Below are 13,737 nucleotides of genomic sequence, written 5' to 3' on the forward strand. Positions count from 1 at the left end.
GGCCGGTGGTCCGCGGGAGCACACCGGGTCGACCTCGTTCCCGTCCCGTGAGGCGCCGCTTCCTCTCGTCACCGTTTTGCGTAGTATATAAATTCTCGATCGTTCCAGATAGTCGATGTATTCGATCGACGCTGCTCCCCCGCTACGCCTGGTGGTTTTAGGCGCCCCTAACTCCGGAAACGGCCGTTCCGACGGAAACGAGTACATACTTTTAAGTATTCGTCCCTCGTTTGGCTCTGCTAGCAATGACCATAGACCCGCAGTTTCACGAGAACCGCGAGGTAGTCGACGAACACAACGGTCACGACGTTTGGGGCCCCGTGGACGAGCCGGAACAACTCGGCATCCACGGCACGCACGTCGCGGTCGACTTCGACCTCTGTATCGCGGACGGCGCCTGTCTCGAGGACTGCCCGGTCGACGTCTTCGAGTGGGTCGACACACCGGGCCACCCGGAAAGCGAGGAGAAAGCAGATCCCGCCAACGAGGCCCAGTGTATCGACTGCATGCTCTGCGTCGACGTCTGTCCGGTCGACGCGATCGACGTCGACGCCGGTCGGACGGCCTGATCGCCACGTGCGATCGTCGAAGTACCGATTCGGTTCCCGTTATTCGGCGCGATCGACGTCGACTTCCTCTTTGAGCTTCTCGAGTCCGTCAGCCTCGGCGAGCTCCTGCAACCGCTCGCGGAAGTGCTCCTCGCAGAGCCCGACTTTGAGCCCGTCGGATTCGGCCGCGAACGCGGCCTCCCGGTCGCAGTAGTGGCAGTGCATGGTTCCCTGTTAGAGCCAGGATGCATTGAACCCTCCGCTCTCGGTCGATGGTACTGTTACCTCGCCGGAAGGCCGAGCCGTCGATACGCCGCTTCCGTCAGCCCGGCGCGACCGAGTTCGTCGTCGTGCGCGTCGCTCCCGCCGGTTGCGAGGAGGTCGTGCCGTTCGATCGTTCGTTCGACCGGCGTCAGGTCGACGTCGCGGGCGTAGGGATAGTGTAACTCGACCGCGTCGAGGTCGGCCGCGCGAGCCAGCGCCCGTTCCGGGTCGCGATACCGCAGCGGATGGGCAAGCGAAACTATCGAGCAGGCCTCGCCGAGCACGGTTCGCCCCCGTTCGAACGACGGGATCTCCCGCGGCACGAAGCAGGGGTCGCCGTCGCCGATGAGTTCGTCGAAGGCGCCCTCGTAGTCGTGTGGAATCTCGGAGTGGGCGTCGATCGCGCGGGCGACGTGGGGCCGTCCGAACCCTTCGTCGATCGTCAGCCCGAGGTCGACGCCGAGTCGATCCTCGACGCAGTCGACGATCGCTCGCCCGCGTTCCCGGCGGTTCCGCTGGATCCGCTCGACGAGTCCGTCGAGCGCGTCGGTCGGCTCGACGCCGTATCCAAGCAGATCGACGCGCCGGCCGCTTCCTTCGATTTCCACGCGAAGTTCGATCCCGTGGACGATCGCGACGCCGTCGCGCTCGACGACGGAGTCGTCGAACGGCTGCAACCGATCGTGATCAGTGAGGGCGACGACGTCCACGCCGGCCCGGCGGGCCGCGACGGGGATTTCCGCGAGCTCCAGTTCCCCGTCCGAGCGCGTCGTGTGGACGTGCAGATCGGCGTACGGCATACCGTACCCGTGTCGGGCCCGCCGTAAAGTCGTTTCTCGGCCCGCGCGGGGTTCGCCTCGATCGAAGGGTCCTCTAGCAGTATTAGGTCTGGGGTGCCACTAGAAAACATACATGGACAATGTTTATAATTATCGTTAACGCATAATCGGGCGTAATGCTGCTCAACGGCACCGGCGACGTCATCGACGACTACGAGTATCCCGCGACCACCGAGGAACTGATCGAGGAACACGGCGACCGGACCCTCGAACTCCCGAACGGCTCCGAGACGGTCGCCGAGGTACTCGCCCGACTCGAGTCCGAGACTTTCGAAAATCCGGAGGACGCTCGCTTCGCGATCTACGGTGCGGTGAGCGACAAGGCGATCGGTCGCGTCGGCTACAGCGATCGCGATCCGACGCCGGTCGGGAGTCCGTACACGCCGGACGCGGTGTCGTTCTAGCCCGGTAATCACCGGAGGAGTACGCTCTTCCGGCTTGTCGATCGTTCTTCCGGAACCATCTCGGAATTATAAAACTCAACGCCGTTTCGAGCGGGCGGCGCTTCTCGACGCGGCGACCGCGTGCCGCGTTTAGTCCAGAAACTCGATCGCGTCGCTCAGTTCGAGCGGCACGCCGCCCTTTCGGTAGCCCTCGGCGCGCCCGTTCGGTCGGACGCGGTAGACGACGGCGGGGCGGTGTCGGACGTCGGGTTGTTCGCCGCGGACGGCGTTCCAGGCGTCGTCGCGGAAACTCGAGCAGTCGACGAAGAGGACGGCGCCCCCACCGTGTTCGGCGAGTTGTCCGTTCGTCTTCGTCTCGGCCGTCTCGCGGACGGCGGCGATCGGGCCCGACGCCGAGCGGGTGTTCGGCGGCTGGGGCCGGGTGACCTCGACGAGCACGTTAGTCTCGGCGTCCGTCGCCCGGAAGTCAAGCGAGTGGCCCGTCGTCACTTCGATCTCGGGGACGACGTCGTAGCCGGCGTCGGTGAGGAGCTTCGCGGCGATGAACTCGGCCATCGCGGCGCTCATGCGCACGCGATCGACGTGGTCGCTGGTGCCGAGTTTGCCGGACATCACGTGCCGATAGTCGTCGAGAACGCCGGTCTCGAGGAACTCCTCGAAGAAGCGCGTCGCCTCGCGGCGGCCGGCGTCGGGAAAGCCGGCGGCGTGTTGTCGGAAGAACGCGCGCGTCGACTCGCGGCCGTCCTTGGACATGAATACGGGGAGGAAAAACCACGAGAGGTGCGGGTAGTCCGCGAGCCAGGGGTCCTCCTCGTGGAGCGTCGAGAGCAGTTCCCGCTGCGTCCACCGAGCGACGTGGTAGGGGACTTCCCGCCAGCCGAACTTGTCGGTGCGCCACAGCGACGACGGCGTCTCGGTGTTGCCCATCCAGTAGGCCCCCGAATCGTCGTCGCGGGCGAACAGCGCGACGTCGCCGTTTTGCATCTCGAAGCGGTGCGTCTCCCAGTCGGCCCCGATCTCGTATCGCGGCGTGACGGCGCGAGCGCCGATATTCGACCGGAGCGGCTGGAGAAGATCGCGTCGAACTCGTTGCTCGCTCCAGGTCTGGGGCGAGTATCGAAAGCGAAGGGGCCGTGCCACGGCCCTCCCTACGCTGCCAGGGTGCATACGTGTTACGTGACGTCCGAGTGTGAAGAACCGTTACATTGATGTACGACAGCTACTAACTTGTGTGTGCTTACCATGTCAATGGGTGCCTATGATGAAGATGAGCACGAGCGACGCGAACAGCAAGCCTCGAAGGTCGACGCGGATTTCGACGACGAGCGGACGATCTATCGCGGCGAGGTCGAGTACGACTCCGGCGATTCGACGGAGGCGCTCCTGAGCCAGTTCGAGGAGATCAAATCCAAGTAGTGGCGGAGCCCGCGCTCGATCTCTCTTCTGGGGACTTTCGGACGGCGAGCGGCGCGACCGCGCAACGGCCGGCGCACCGCGATCCGACCCTCGTGCCGCGGATCGACTCCGTTCACTCGATCGCGTCCCACCCCGGCGTCTTCGGGGCGCCGCGGGCCTCCTCGACGGTCCTCGCGACGGTCGGCGACGGGACCGTCCCGTCAGCGTTACGGCGACGGTCGACCCACTCCCGGATGGCCGGGCCGACCCAGCTCTCGTCACCATTTTCGTCCCCGTTCTCGTCGCCGTCGGGCCCGTCCTCCCCGTCGTGTACGCCGATCGTCTCGAGCGCCCGCTCGTAATGGTGGTCGGAGATCGCGACCGTACCCGGACTCGAGGCGGCCGCGACCGCGAGACACTCCGCGCGATCGGTCGCCGTCAGGCCGCCGCTCGCGGCCCGCCCGACGATCCCGTCGAGTCGGTCGGGTTCGGGGTGACAGAAGAGCTTCGCGCCGATCGCCTGCGACCCCAGCAACAGGCCCTCGGGATCGCCGTGGTCGCCGTCGAGTAACCGCTCGCCGCCGAAGGCCGACTCGACGCGCTCGCACTCGGTCTCCTGGTCGAGCGCAAGGTTGTGTTCGGGATAGGCACCGCACTCGGCGGGGAAGAGGTCGTCCTCGTGGATGCGACACTGGAGCGTCGTCGGATCGAGGAAGGTACACGTCGGGAGCCACGCCGGCTCCTCGCGCCCGAACGGGGCGACGGGTTTCGGCGGCTTCCGCAGGCCGACGAAAAAGACCGGCCGCCCCGCGATCGCGGCCAGCGAGCGCCCGTCGATCTCGACGCTCTCGGCCTCGTCGGCGGCCGCCCAGAACCGCGGCGTCAGGGCGGCGGCCAGCCCGCGATCGAGGAACGCCCGCACCTCGTCGCGGGTCAACGGCACGAAGTTGACGTCGTCGTCGAGGGGCTCCCGGCGGGGCGCGTCGTCGTCGGCCTCCGGAGCGCACAGTCTGCGGCGAGTGCCGTCTCCGTCGCACTCCCGATCGAAATCGGAGTCGGTCCCGTCGACCCGGTCGAGGAGCGATCGCCAGTCCAGACAACAGCCGGCACAGCCCGCACAGTTCACCTCCATGCGCGCCGGTAGGACGACGACGGGCATAACCGCTCGGCCGGCGGGGGAACGACTTTCACCGATCGGAACCGATCGTCTCGTATGGGACAGAACTCCTGTGACGGCTGCGGTCGAACGGTCACGGTCGCCGGCGGGATGGCCAACTTCTGGACCTTCGGCGATCGCGACGGCAGCGACGGGACGGCGATGACGCTGGCGTTCGAGGACGGCTCGGAACACCTGCTGTGCTATCCCTGTATCGCGGCACTGCCGGACCACGCGACGGCCGCCGACGTCGAGCAGTTGGAGCAGGTCGACGCGGAGACGTCGCGGCTAGCGTAGGTCGAAAAAACGGAGAACCGATGGGAGTCACCGCGTGAGCACGTGAGCAGCCACTTCCGATCGGCGACCGGCGCCGAGCGTTCCCGATCGACGATCGTCCGGGATCGTCCCGCAACCGAACCGGGACCCCGGGCCTGTACCACCGTTGCACAGCACCGCAACCGCACCGCAAGCGGAAGGGGTGGGATTCGAACGCCACGGGGCGAGATGCCGCCGCGGGCCAGAGGCACCGCGGTGCTCTACCGCTGAGCGACCCTTCCGTACCCGAGTCCGACGGCGGAGTTCGTATTTGTAATCGACCCGTTTCCCCCGGATAACGGTGGCCTACGCCGTCGCCGCCCTTCCCCATCTCGACGATGTCTCTCCGTCGTCTTCCCCGTCCCGGAGGTGCCGACGGCGCGCCACCGGTTGGCACACCTCCGGAACGGCTTTTTGTCGCGCGCGAGACCCGTGGATCGGTGACGCGCATCCGAGAGCTGAGGCCCGCCGACGCGCCGGCGCTGACGGCGCTCTACGAGGAGTACGCCTGGTGGGACGACCGCGACGTCGACGCCGTTCGCAAGGCGTTGACCGAGACCGAGGTTGCCGTCGGCGTCGAGGACGACGGCGACCTGGTCGCCGGCGCGCGGGTGCTGACCGACTACCGGTACTACGCGACGGTCTACGATGTGCTCGTCGCGGCCGATCGGCGCGGCGAGGGCTTCGGCGAGCGACTGCTGAACGCGGTCGTCTCCCGCTCCGACCTGGAGACGGTTCCGGGCTTGTCGCTGCTCTGTCACGAGGGATTGGTACTGTTCTACGAATCGATCGGCTTCGAACCGTTCGGCCCCGAGTTCGAGATTCCCGAAGGCGGCACCGCGGAACTCCTCCGGATGACCTACGAACGCGCCGACGAATCGCCCGCTTCCGAGTAGCGCGGCCGCATTGCCGCGGCCGCGACGACGTTTCATCGAGCGCGACGGTCCGTAGCCTTTAGGACGCGGCCCCGCCGTGAGTCGAACGGTGAACCCCGATCGGATCTTCGAGGAGTTTCCCGCGCCGAGCTTCCGCGGGGCACAGGAGCAGGCCCTCCGCGACGTCCGCGACGCCTTCGCGGCGGGCAACGACGTCGTCCTCGTCCGAGCGCCGACGGGCAGCGGCAAGTCGCTGCTCGCGCGGGCGATCGCGGGCTGCGCCCGCGAGATAGGTGAAGTCGAACCGAGCGAGGCGTCGGGAGCGTACTACACGACGCCGCAGGTCTCGCAACTCGACGACGTCGCCACCGACGACCTGCTGTCCGACCTGAACGTCATCCGCGGCAAGTCGAACTACACCTGCATCCTCCCGAACGAGCGCGACACGCCGGTCAATCAGGCGCCGTGCGTCCGCGAGCGCGGCTACGACTGCTCGGTCCAGCACCGCTGTCCGTACTTCTCGGACCGGGCGATCGCCTCGAACCGGGAAATCGCGGCGATGACGCTCGCCTACTTCATGCAGACCGCGGGCAGCGAGGTCTTTCGCAAGCGCGACGTCGTCGTCATCGACGAGGCCCACGGCCTCGCCGAGTGGGCCGAGATGTACGCGACCATCCAGCTGGGGCCGCGGACGGTCCCCTTCTGGGACGAACTGCGCGTTCCGACGGTCGACGGGCTGGATCGGGCCGCCCGCTACGCCGAGAACCTGGCCCAGACGTGCGAGCGCCGGAAGGACGACCTGCTCGCCCAGGACTCGCTGTCGCCCGCCGAGGTGCGCGAGCGCGACCGGCTGCAGGAACTCATCGGCGAACTCGATTGGTTCGTCTCGGACTACCGCGATCCGCAGAGCCCGACGACGTGGCTGGTCGATCAGTCCGAGCCGCGGGCGTCTCGATCCGGCGATCGCGGCGAGGACGACGCGGACGCCGACGAGGAGCCGGGCGGCCCGCTGACGATCAAGCCGATGGACCCCGAACGGTACCTCCAGCACACCGTCTGGGATCGCGGGAACACGTTCGCACTCCTCTCGGCGACGATCCTCAACAAAGACGCGTTCTGCCGCCAGGTCGGATTGAACCCCGCGACCGTCGCGCTGGTCGACGTCCCCCACACGTTCCCCGTCGAGCACCGGCCGCTGTACGACGTCACGCAGGGGAAGATGACCTACGAGCACCGCGACGAGACGGTTCCGAAGATCGCCCGGACGATCGTTCGGATCATGCAGACCCACCCCGACGAGAAGGGGCTGGTCCACGCCCATTCATACGACATTCAGGAACGGCTCGCCGACCTCCTCGCGGATTTCGGCGTCGGCGATCGCGTTCGAACCCACACGCGGGAGGAACGAGACGCCGACCTCGAGGCGTGGAAAGCGAGCGACGACCCCGACGTCTTCCTCTCGGTGAAGATGGAGGAGGCGCTGGACCTCAAGGGCGACCTCTGTCGGTGGCAGGTCCTCTGTAAGGCCCCGTTTCTCAACACGGGCGATTCGCGCGTCGCCCACCGGCTCGAGGAGGGGCAGTGGGCGTGGTACTACCGAACCGCGCTGCGGACCGTCATTCAGGCCTGCGGTAGGGTAGTGCGGGCGCCCGACGACCACGGCGCGACCTACCTGGCGGACTCGAGCCTGCTCGATCTGTTCGACCGCGCCGGGTCGGACGTGCCGGACTGGTTCGCCGCACAGGTCGATCGAATGGACGAGCCGGAACTGCCGCCGTTCGAACCCCGGACTGCGCTCTCCGCGTCGAGGGAACGGACGCCGCAGAACGGTCGTCGGGACGATCGCGACGGCACCGCGAGTTCGCGGCGGTCGCGGCGGTCGTCCCGTTCGAGCCCACTGGCGGACGTGTGGGAGACCGACCAATAGTGCCCAGCTGCGACGGATCGGCACCGCTACCGGTGTTCGAGTGTTGGCATGACCTCGAATTCGATCCGCCGACTGGATCAGCATCCAGAGGGAGGGACCGGGAGATAAACTATCTATCTGCTGGAACGTGTTGCACGGGGTGAAACACTTCGCACCGACCGGAAACGGAATCCGTCGATCGGGGTCTCCGGCCGCGATCGGACGAGCGAGGCCGGTCGACGAGCGACGACCGGCGGTTAGCTCATGCTGTCGATCAGGTCGGCCGTCACGAGTCGCGCGTTCTCCCGCAACCGCCGAAACCGGCTGGCCGTCCACGTTCGAAGCCGATCGTCCGTGCTTTCGAGGACGACGACAAGTCTGCCGTTGCTGTCGTAGGCGCCGAGAAAGACCGTCTCTCCCGCGAGGCTGAGCCCCGTTGAGAGCGGCTTTTCCGTGACGTACAGCTCGTAGTGATCGAGGGCGATCGATTCGCGAAACTGCGGGGCGTACTGCTCGGCGGCGGCCCGGCAGGTCGCCTCGTCGATCACGAGCGAGGTCTGGGTTCCGCCCTCGATGATCGGCGTGTGGATCTGGACGAGCTGTCGATTGACGACCGGCGATACGCCGCGGAACTCCGCCCCCTCCTCGGCGGCCACTGCCACTCGATCGGCGTACCACTCGACCGGCTGATGGGGTCTGGTCTCGCTCGCCGTGACCAACTCGGCCGTCTCGAGCCAGTCGACCTCGAGTTCCGCGGCGTCCACGTCGACGTGCGCGAGAAACGGTTCGAACCGTTCGATCGTTCGGAATCGAGTTCGGGCCCGCCGATACGTCTCGAGCGCCAGTTCGCCGATCGTGGTCGCAGCGTACCCGCCGTCGACGCGGTCGATCCAGCCGCGGTCGCCCAGTTCAGTGAGCGATCGGTGGACCGTCGTTCGGGAGACGTCGGTGGCCGAGACGAGATCGGCCGGTTTGGCGGGGCCGTCCGTGAGCTCGTCGAGGATGGCGACGCGGACGGGCGACCCCGAGAGGTAGCCGATCCCGAGGTCCTGATCGTCGGACATGTTCGTGAATTCACTTGCACCCTGGTAAATACCTTTGTTCGGTGGGTGGGGAGGCTAATCGAATACCTTCGCCGAACGGAACGACTGGCGCGGTCGCATCAGAGTATCGACGTCGCACCCCACGCGATCATCGAACTCATCATGAGGAACGCGAAGAGCAACGCGATCAGCTGATTTCTGTCCATGTTCGGGGGAACAGTCCACGGAAGCAAGAATGTCACGACCGGTCCAGAATCCGGTCGATCGGGTCCGGACGGCGAGAGCGCGTCGGGCGACCGGCGCTACCGCCGCGTGACGCCGAGCGCGAGGAGGCCGACTACCGCGGCGACGGCTCCGCCAATCGTGAAGCCCGGGAGGCGGTCGCCGTCCGACCCGTCGGATTCGCCGTCATCCACTGTTTCGTTGCTGTCGTCGCTATCGCCGCCATCGTCGCCGCCGTCGGAGGCGTCGTCGCTATCATCGCCGTTTTCGCTTCCGTCGTCGTTTTCGCTTCCGTCGTCGCCGTTCTCGGTGTCGTCGTCGGAACCGTCGCCAGCCGCGTCGTCCTCGTCGGTCCCGTCGTCACTGCCGTCACTGCCGTCGCCGTCGGCGGCGGGCGGCGACGGGCCGCCCGGTGCGCCTCCGCCGGAGTCGCCGACGTCCGCGATGGCGTTCGCGTCGCTCTCGAAGACCATCGAATCGCTCTCGACGAATTCGAGAGCGAGGTCGCCGTCGACGGCGAACGTTATCGTCGCGAGCGTCGGTTGGTCGACGCTCTCGTCGCCGGTGGTCGACTGAGTGAGAGCCACGTGCCCGCCCTCGTCGTTCTCGACCGGCTGACCGAAATCGCCGCCGGCGATGTCCTCGACCGCAACGTTGGTCGGATCGTAACTCAGATTGGCCTGAAAGCCGGCGACGTCCGCGGCGGGGGTGGCGAGTTCGACGGTGATCGTTTCGTCGGTCTCGTCGACGACCGCGAGTTCGATCGTTCCGTCCTCGGTGGCCGACGGCAGGTCGCTGGCCGCCTGTGCGCCCGCGGCCATCGTCGCCAGCGCGAGGGCGACGACGAGGACGAGAGCGAGCAATCGGATTCGGTTCGGGTTGGTTGTCATTGTGGTAGCGTGGAAAGCGTGGGTTCGCAGCGTCTCTGAACGGTCGGTTCGGCCACCGATCGAGCACAAAAATCGCCGCGCGGCGATTTCGGTGGCGTCTCGATTCGACTCGGGTTAGGCTTCGATCGCGTTCGGACCGTGGGCCTCGACGATCTCCTCGAGGATGAGGATGACGTCGCCGGCGTTGACCTCGCCGTCTCGATCCATGTCGGCGAGTTCCGCGTTGAACGCGCCGGTCGGTTCGTCGCCGACGATGTACTGCTGGGTCAGCGTCGCGTCGAGCGTGTTGACGTCGTCGTCGCCGTTGACGTCACCGAGCCAGTTCGGCGTGACGGTCCCGTCCTCGGTCATGATCGTGAGTTCGCTTTCCGCGTCGTTGAGGAAGGTGTTCTCCTCGTCGAAGATCAGTTTGGCGGCGTCGTCGCTGTCGCCGACGACCGCGAACTCGACCTCGGCGAGCGTCGGCATGGACTCGTTGCCGGCCTGGGCGGCGGCGATCGAGAGCGTGCCGTTCTCGTTGTCGATACTGCTAACCGGGTCGTCGAAGTCGACGCCGTTGACCCCTTCGACCTGCAGGACGGCGGGGTCGAAGCGGACTTGCGTCTCGTAGCCTGCAACGGCCTCGGCGGTAGTGTTGATCTCGACGGTGACAGTTTCGTCGATGATCCCCATGTAGTCGCCGTCGCCGAACGTGAGCAGTCCGTCGGGCTCCTCGTGGACCGTCACGGTGCGGGTAACCGCGTCGTCCTCGCTCGCAACGGTCACGTTGCCGGTCCCGATGTCGCTCGTGTTGGTCTCCCAGGAGAGCGAGACGTTCGCCGCCTCGCCCTCGTCGAGCGAGAGCGCCGTGCTGTCGACGACGTCGCCGTCGAAGTCGGCGAGCGTGACGTTCTGGGTCCCGTTTTCGCTACCGACGTTTTCGACGGTGGCGCCGACGGTCAGGTTCTCGCCTTCGATGACGGGTTCGTTCGTCTCGGTCACCTCGACCTGGAAGCTGGGTCTGGGCTCGGCGAGGTATTCGACCGCGTTGGCCAGGATCGTATCGGCGTCGTCGGTGTAGTCTCCGCTCCCGACGAAGGCCGAGTAGCCCAGGCTCGAGGCGAACACCGTCGCGCTCCCGTCGTCGACGGCGAAACCGCTTCCGACGGCGACCCCTTCGGCGCTCGTCTCCGCGAGCACGTCGAAGTCGGTTCCGTCGAACCACGTGTGGTCGCCGAAGCTTCCGGTGTGAATGTCCACCGTGTCGCCGGCCTCGCCGACGCCGGCGAAGATCTGGTGGTCCGCGGTCAGTTCGTAGCCGACCGGCGGCGAAACGAAGTCGTTTTCGTACGTCGACGCCGGCTCGCCCGTCACGTCGGAGTGAACGGGGAGCGCGTTGCTGTCGCTGCCCCACTGATCGAGGTAGACGACGCCGGTATCGCCGCCGTCGGTCGCTTCGATGAACTCCTCGGCCCCGCCGGTCGCGAGGTTCTGGACGACGATCACGTCGTAGCCGTCTTTCGCTTCGTCGGATGTGGTCGCGACGGGGTCGTACAGCGCCGGGAGTTCGTCTTCGAGTACGGCGGCGATGTCGTCGCCGAACGAACCGGCGTCGTCGACGACGGCGACGGGGACGTACTCTTCGAACACCATCGTCGGACCAGTTGCGATCGTGTGCTCGTCGCCCATGCCGGTGAAGGTGTGTTCGAGCGCGAGCTCACCCTCGGTGTCTTCGGTCGTTTCGACGGCGATCGTCAGATCGTCCGAGATCGGTCCGCCGAAGTCGACCGTCTCGCCGAACTCGGTTTCCTCGCCGTCCACGTAGAGGGTCGCGTTCTCGGGGTTGTAGTCGCCCCCGAGGTCGACGGTCACCGTTTCGACGTTCGCGGCGGTGACGTTCACCTCGACCGTGTCACCGCCCTCGACGCCCTCGGGCTGGTCGTTGACAAGTTCGACGTCGAGGGCGTCGGCGAGATCGAAGTTCTGGACCGTCGTCTCCTCTTCTTCGACCGTCACGGTGGCGCTTTCGGCCTCGTAGCCGAACGCGTCTGCGGTGACGGTGTACTCGCCGGCCGGTGCGACGAGGCTGTACTGTCCGTCGTCGTCGGTGACGGTGCTGCCGGCGCCGTCGACGTCGACGGTCGCGTCGTCGATCGGCGTCCCGTCGGCGGCCGTCACGGTGCCGTTGATCCCGCTGTCGAGCGCGACCATGTTGGTCGCGGCGGCGACGTCGATGATTCCGTGTCCGTACTCGGTGTTCGGTTCCTCGCCGCCGTCCGGCTGCCAGGCGGTTTGCTCGAGCGCGTCGTACAGCAGGTCGCGATCGGCGTCACCGCCGGAGGCCGCGATCATCAGCGCGAAGGCGCCGGCCTTGTGCGGCGCGGACATCGACGTCCCCGAGTACGTGTCGTCGTAGCCGCCGCCGGGGACGGAACTCAGGACGTTGACGCCCGGTGCGGCCGCGTTCGGTACGACGAATTCGTCCGGCCAGTACTCAGGCGCGTCCGGGAACGCGCTCTCGGTGTCGATCACTTCGCCGCTCGAGAAGCTGGCAACCTGGCCGCTCTCGTCGACGGCGCCGCTCGCGAAGTTCGGGTACACGTTCCCCGGGGAACCGCTGGTCCCCTGGCCGCTGTTTCCGGCCGAACTCACGAGCACGACGCCGGCGTCGCGCGCGTTCTCGGACGGTTCGATGAGTTCGCTGTAGTAGCCCGTGGCACCGAGGCTCATCGAGATGATGTCGGCGTCGGTGTCGTTGACGGCCCACTCCATGCCGGCGAGGATCTGGGCAAAGGAGCCACCGCCGGCGTCGCTGAGAACTTTGCCGTGGTAGAGCTCCGCCTCGGGGGCCACGCCGTAAACGGGAACGTCGCCCTCGGGGTTGTCAGATCCGGTGACGGTGCCGCTCACGTGGGTCCCGTGTCCATTTCCATCGTTCGGCTCGGACTCGATCGGTTCGCCCGAATCGTCGAACTCCTGCCAGTTGTCGGGGTCGATCTCGAGGTCAGGGTGGTCGGCGTCGACGCCCGTATCAAGGATGGCGACGCCCGCGCCGCCGCCCTTGGTTCCGTGTTGCTCCCAGACCTCGGTGGCGTTGATCATGTCCAGTCCGTAGGTCACGTTCTCGGCGGTCGGCCGAACCGACTCGTCCGCGGCGGCGTCGGCCGATTCGGAATCGGCACTCGGCCCGCCGGTTATCTCGAGCTCGAAGTTCTTGTGGACGGCCTCCGCGCCCGTGTATCGGGCGACTTCCTCGGGTGATACCTTCGCGGTATCGACTTCGAGGAGGATCGCGTTCGCGATCCAGAACTCGTTCTCGACCGTCACGCCGTCCGTCTCCTTCGCCCATCGGATCGCTTCTTTCTGCGACTCCGCGGCGTGCGTCTTGAGCGCGCCGACGGCTTCCTCTTCGCTCGCCGTCGAGACGACCTCGGCGCGTTCGAAGCGGACGACCATCTCAGTGGTCCCGTCCGCGTCCTGCAGCGCCTCGTCGATCCGATCCATCTCGAGCGACGAGACCTCCAGGTAGTCGTCTGTCGTACCACTCGCCCGGTCACCAGCACCCGCTCCCGCTGCCATCGCCGGGAGAGAAGTGACCATCAGGAGCGCAAATACGATCGCGACGCCCCTTCCGAACGTCCATTGTAGTGTATCTCTGCTCATGTCTCAATTCGCGGCGCGAGTAGTTCATCTATCCGCGCCTCGTCGTTGGTAACATATTCAATTAAATTAAAGATTGGGGAAGGGATACCTGCAAGAATAATGGGGCAGGGATAAATTTATATTATTTGTCATAGACACTAACGGGCTTTCGAGCTGCACTCTGGATTCGGCGCACGAGATCGCTGAGGCAACTGTGCAAAATTCGCGCGCTTCCGCCCGCCTCCCGAGGTGGCGTCCG

The 13,737-nt window shown here is 66.5% G+C and carries 13 protein-coding genes and 1 tRNA gene; 6 read left to right on the top strand and 8 right to left on the bottom strand.

From position 1 onward, the window contains the following. Window positions 1-245 precede the first annotated feature (245 nt). Window positions 246-569 (top strand): 4Fe-4S dicluster domain-containing protein, encoded by a 324-nt coding sequence (locus MUH00_RS08195; protein WP_247003607.1) that lies wholly within the window; start codon window positions 246-248, stop codon window positions 567-569. A gap of 39 nt (window positions 570-608) precedes the next feature. Here MUH00_RS08195 and MUH00_RS08200 read toward each other — a convergent pair whose 3' ends face one another. Beyond that, window positions 609-773: a DUF6757 family protein gene (locus MUH00_RS08200; protein ID WP_247003608.1), complete on the bottom strand. Its 165-nt coding sequence runs from the start codon at window positions 771-773 to the stop codon at window positions 609-611. Window positions 774-829: 56 nt separating this feature from the next. Continuing rightward, complete coding sequence (locus MUH00_RS08205; protein ID WP_247003609.1) at window positions 830-1,612, bottom strand: PHP domain-containing protein; 783 nt, start codon at window positions 1,610-1,612, stop codon at window positions 830-832. A 155-nt stretch (window positions 1,613-1,767) separates the two neighbouring features. On the opposite strand from MUH00_RS08205, the gene MUH00_RS08210 reads away from it, so the two are divergent. Beyond that, window positions 1,768-2,055: a DUF5789 family protein gene (locus MUH00_RS08210; RefSeq protein WP_247003610.1), complete on the top strand. Its 288-nt coding sequence runs from the start codon at window positions 1,768-1,770 to the stop codon at window positions 2,053-2,055. A 129-nt stretch (window positions 2,056-2,184) separates the two neighbouring features. Here the strand turns inward: MUH00_RS08210 and MUH00_RS08215 are convergent, their stop codons facing one another. Beyond that, window positions 2,185-3,195: a DUF5784 family protein gene (locus MUH00_RS08215; protein WP_247003611.1), complete on the bottom strand. Its 1,011-nt coding sequence runs from the start codon at window positions 3,193-3,195 to the stop codon at window positions 2,185-2,187. A 102-nt stretch (window positions 3,196-3,297) separates the two neighbouring features. Here MUH00_RS08215 and MUH00_RS08220 point away from each other — a divergent pair, with 102 nt between their 5' ends. Beyond that, the gene (locus MUH00_RS08220; protein ID WP_247003921.1) at window positions 3,298-3,471 is read left to right on the top strand and encodes a DUF5786 family protein; all 174 of its coding nucleotides are present in this window, start codon (window positions 3,298-3,300) and stop codon (window positions 3,469-3,471) included. 112 nt (window positions 3,472-3,583) lie between these two features. Here the strand turns inward: MUH00_RS08220 and MUH00_RS08225 are convergent, their stop codons facing one another. Then, on the bottom strand, window positions 3,584-4,582 hold the full coding sequence (locus tag MUH00_RS08225) for a YkgJ family cysteine cluster protein (protein WP_247003612.1): 999 nt from the start codon (window positions 4,580-4,582) through the stop codon (window positions 3,584-3,586). A gap of 81 nt (window positions 4,583-4,663) precedes the next feature. Here MUH00_RS08225 and MUH00_RS08230 point away from each other — a divergent pair, with 81 nt between their 5' ends. Next, complete coding sequence (locus MUH00_RS08230) at window positions 4,664-4,903, top strand: DUF7561 family protein (protein WP_247003613.1); 240 nt, start codon at window positions 4,664-4,666, stop codon at window positions 4,901-4,903. 173 nt (window positions 4,904-5,076) lie between these two features. On the opposite strand, the gene MUH00_RS08235 is transcribed toward MUH00_RS08230, so the two are convergent. Continuing rightward, window positions 5,077-5,163 (bottom strand) — tRNA-Gln (locus tag MUH00_RS08235). A 198-nt stretch (window positions 5,164-5,361) separates the two neighbouring features. Here MUH00_RS08235 and MUH00_RS08240 point away from each other — a divergent pair. Beyond that, window positions 5,362-5,817: a GNAT family N-acetyltransferase gene (locus tag MUH00_RS08240; protein ID WP_247003614.1), complete on the top strand. Its 456-nt coding sequence runs from the start codon at window positions 5,362-5,364 to the stop codon at window positions 5,815-5,817. An 88-nt stretch (window positions 5,818-5,905) separates the two neighbouring features. Beyond that, the gene (locus MUH00_RS08245) at window positions 5,906-7,723 is read left to right on the top strand and encodes a helicase C-terminal domain-containing protein (protein WP_247003922.1); all 1,818 of its coding nucleotides are present in this window, start codon (window positions 5,906-5,908) and stop codon (window positions 7,721-7,723) included. 236 nt (window positions 7,724-7,959) lie between these two features. On the opposite strand, the gene MUH00_RS08250 is transcribed toward MUH00_RS08245, so the two are convergent. The 3 genes from MUH00_RS08250 to MUH00_RS08260 all read right to left on the bottom strand — a co-directional run bounded on the left by MUH00_RS08250 (window position 7,960) and on the right by MUH00_RS08260 (window position 13,415). Further along, window positions 7,960-8,766, bottom strand: a complete 807-nt coding sequence (locus MUH00_RS08250) for a helix-turn-helix transcriptional regulator (protein ID WP_247003615.1) — start codon at window positions 8,764-8,766, stop codon at window positions 7,960-7,962. Window positions 8,767-9,047: 281 nt separating this feature from the next. Then, window positions 9,048-9,857 carry a cohesin domain-containing protein gene (locus MUH00_RS08255; RefSeq protein WP_247003616.1) on the bottom strand — a complete coding sequence of 270 codons (810 nt, stop codon included), beginning with the start codon at window positions 9,855-9,857 and terminating at the stop codon, window positions 9,048-9,050. Between the two features lie 114 nt (window positions 9,858-9,971). Continuing rightward, window positions 9,972-13,415, bottom strand: a complete 3,444-nt coding sequence (locus MUH00_RS08260; protein ID WP_247003617.1) for a S8 family serine peptidase — start codon at window positions 13,413-13,415, stop codon at window positions 9,972-9,974. Between the last annotated feature and the right edge of the window lie 322 nt (window positions 13,416-13,737).

This window comes from Halosolutus gelatinilyticus, from assembly GCF_023028105.1.
Classification (GTDB): Archaea; Halobacteriota; Halobacteria; order Halobacteriales; family Natrialbaceae; genus Halosolutus; species Halosolutus gelatinilyticus.